Source organism: Paenibacillus sp. 01L418, from assembly GCF_056400045.1.
Window position 1 is genome coordinate 1 of sequence record NZ_JBFTSN010000619.1, and the last position, 2,899, is coordinate 2,899.

General features: G+C 41.8%; 5 protein-coding genes. All 5 read right to left on the reverse strand.

The features are described from left to right. Nucleotides 1-442 (reverse strand): SOS response-associated peptidase (locus tag AC1DSE_RS33685; protein ID WP_477528953.1); only part of this gene is annotated, 442 nt, incomplete at its 3' end. 117 nt (nt 443-559) lie between these two features. Then, nucleotides 560-877 carry a hypothetical protein gene (locus AC1DSE_RS33690; RefSeq protein WP_441887167.1) on the reverse strand — a complete coding sequence of 106 codons (318 nt, stop codon included), beginning with the start codon at nt 875-877 and terminating at the stop codon, nt 560-562. Between the two features lie 3 nt (nt 878-880). Continuing rightward, a complete protein-coding gene (locus AC1DSE_RS33695) occupies nt 881-1,048 on the reverse strand; it encodes a hypothetical protein (protein WP_441887165.1) in 168 nt (55 codons plus the stop codon). Further along, on the reverse strand, nt 1,045-1,938 hold the full coding sequence (locus AC1DSE_RS33700; protein ID WP_441887163.1) for an ATP-dependent DNA ligase: 894 nt from the start codon (nt 1,936-1,938) through the stop codon (nt 1,045-1,047). The genes AC1DSE_RS33695 and AC1DSE_RS33700 overlap by 4 nt, the downstream gene beginning before the upstream one ends. Further along, nucleotides 1,935-2,780: a non-homologous end joining protein Ku gene (gene ku / locus AC1DSE_RS33705; RefSeq protein ID WP_441887161.1), complete on the reverse strand. Its 846-nt coding sequence runs from the start codon at nt 2,778-2,780 to the stop codon at nt 1,935-1,937. The genes AC1DSE_RS33700 and ku overlap by 4 nt, the downstream gene beginning before the upstream one ends. Nucleotides 2,781-2,899: the final 119 nt, after the last annotated feature.

Here is a 2,899-nt window from a genome sequence, read left to right on the forward strand (position 1 = left end):
TAATGGTACAGGTTGAAATGGGTTCCCCATTAGAGTCTCGCCAGGTATCATAAAGTCCAGCAAAGGCATAGACAGCTTTTGTTTTCATCTGAAATCGATAGGGCTGTTTTCCTTCACCTTCCTTACGCCACTCATAAAATCCGTTACTTGGGATCAAGATTCGGTTTCGTTTTAACAAACTGCGAAATGCTGGCTTTTTCTCGATTCCTTCAGCTCGTGCATTTATCATTTTATAAGCTATTTTAGGATCTTTGCTCCAAAAAGGAATGAGTCCCCACCTAAATCCTGAGAGTACCCGTTTTCCTTCTTTAAGAATAATGCCTGGTACGATTTGTGTAGGGGCAACATTATATCGCTTAGTATATTCATAGTCGGTTTCAACTATGGCAAAGGTGTTAATGATCTCATCGAGCTCTGAGGTTATCGTGTATCGTCCACACATGCATAGATCCTCCTAAATGATTATTCCACATACAAACGCAGCCTTGGTTCATTTTTACGCAACCCACGGCTGCCATTGTATTTATAATTGTAGCCGGTCATACGTTTATAAAAACAACTATTCCATTTTTTCGTTATTTTCTATGTATTCCTTCGCCTTATTTAACGTATCTACAATTCGACCTGATTCGTGTTCGAGCCAATTTGACGCCATTTCAGGATCAATATTGCCAAACATAACATTCCCAATGATATGATCCAATTCGTCAGATGCTTTATCCAGTTCTTTAACCAATATTTCTTGCTCCGTTTCTTTTAATGCTAATATGGATGTTCCACAGGTAATACAAGAGTAATCTAAAAGGTTGTCAATCGGGATCTCATTCTTATTATTGCAACCAATACATGTGACCGTTAAGGTTTCTTGCTTCAACATGCTTTAAACTCCTTCTAAATTATCAATTTCATACTCCACGATGTGTTTGAATTTTCCGCTGCTCATGATTTTTTCAAATATCCATTCGACTTCTACATTTCTATCCTTAATACTCCGGACTTTTCCGACTTTTTTAGCGCCTCGCACACGTACATAGTCGCCTTCTCTCATCCATTGCCACTCCCAAATCCTAATAGCTTTGGCTGCCGTAAGATACCGGAGTCGCTAAATTCTAAAGCGGTAACCCTGCAGGAGAAGGGGATGCTAAGCCATCTAACATCTGATTTCTTCATGCCGGCAGACAATACGGGGAAGGGACACTCTCCAGGATGCTGCTCCATAAATTGCTTCAGCACCTTTTTGGAAGCCGCATCTATACCCGATACGTGGCCAACATATCGATCCTCGAACCGCAATACCAGGCTAGATACATATCCTGACTTTAGTTTTATTCCAACGACTTCAGCAACGATCCGAACTTCTTTTCTTTTTTTATACCAGTATCGATGCTTTTTAGCTTCAACATAGGGGCTGTCTAGCTTTTTGGATATGATACCTTCCCACTCATGAGTATTAACCCAATCCCATAGTGCAGGTCCATCATATACCAGGTCAGTAACAAATAACCTTGGCTGTTTTGTTGGAAGCCTTGCTGTAAGTCGCTCATATCGCTCCCTGAAGGGGAGAGAGCGAATATCTTGTCCATCATCATAGAGCATATCGAAAGCTACAAAAATCAGATTGTCATCATATTTCTTACGGCTAACCCCGATCAGGACGCGCTGAAAGTTTGGTCGTGTACCGTCAAAGTAAGCAATTTCTCCATCAAGTACACAGGCACCGATTCGTAGCGGTTTCAAAAGTTCTACGATCTCAGGAAATCGATCATTGCGGAGTTCTACGCGCTTTGAAAATATTTCTATGCCACCTACGCCGTCAAGTCTCACCAGAGTACGCACACCGTCCCATTTGATTTGATAGCCCCAGTCTGGACCGGTAGGTATATCCGGTGAAGTGATTGGGGCCATTGGTACGCCAGGCAGAACCATAATAGGAGTCATGATACGTTATCCTTAGATTTCGCAGCGTTTTTTCGTTTCCTAGTGGGCGGAGAATTATCAGTCACAGGCTTAGTTGAATCTAGGCTTGCTTGTAGAGCAGCCAGGAGATCAATTACATTTGATCTATCTTCTGCTGCAGGAGCAGTAACAACATCTATACTCTTACCGGTGATCTTTTGTTCAATGAGATCAAGAAGGGATATCCGATAATCGTCCGTATATTTGCTCGGTTCAAATTTCTCACTCAGCTGCTCCACAAGAGCTTTGGCCAATGAGAGTTCTTTTTCGTTTATAACGGTTTGTGATGGAAGATTTGGGACTTGAGAGAGCGAGCGTATCTCGTCCGGATAAAACATGGTCTCCATACAAATGCAGTTGTTGACGGCGCGGATCGCCGCAAGACTGCTTTTACTGCGTATGGAAATTTTGGCTATGCCAATCTTGCCAGTCTGTTTGATCGCCTCCAGCAGCAGGCTGTAGGCTCCAGCGCCTGCCAAATCAGGGGCCAGGTAATAGGCTTTTTGAAAATAAAGGGGATCAATATCCTGTAGATCAACGAAATCCAATATCTTAATTGTTTTCGCGGCTTCATTCTGGAAGCGTTCGAGCTCTTCTTCTTTAATAATTACATATCTGTCTTTTTCAGACTCAAAACCTTTTACGATTTCAGCTGGATCAATTTCTTTGTCGCATTGCCTACATGTCTTTATATAGGAAATAGGCATACCACATTCTTTATGTAGGCTCCGGAAATGAATATCTTTGTCTTCGGTTGCGGTATACATTTTAACCGGCACATGTACCAGGCCAAAGCTGATCGCGCCTTTCCATACCGTATGCATGTCTGTCACATCCATTATTTTTCAATTAGAATGCTCCGGTTTCAGAAAAGTATTCAGATATTCATCATACTTTTTGCTTACGAATTGCTGACTTATCAAGCAAAGCTGAGTGTTAATCT

Excerpts from the sequence above, each read along its gene's own strand:
- AC1DSE_RS33700 (WP_441887163.1), bottom strand. The coding sequence starts at position 1,938 with ATGACTCCTATTATGGTTCTGCCTGGCGTACCAATGGCCCCAATCACT.
- AC1DSE_RS33690 (WP_441887167.1), bottom strand. The coding sequence starts at position 877 with ATGTTGAAGCAAGAAACCTTAACGGTCACATGTATTGGTTGCAATAAT.
- AC1DSE_RS33695 (WP_441887165.1), bottom strand. The coding sequence starts at position 1,048 with ATGAGAGAAGGCGACTATGTACGTGTGCGAGGCGCTAAAAAAGTCGGA.
- ku (WP_441887161.1), bottom strand. The coding sequence starts at position 2,780 with ATGCATACGGTATGGAAAGGCGCGATCAGCTTTGGCCTGGTACATGTG.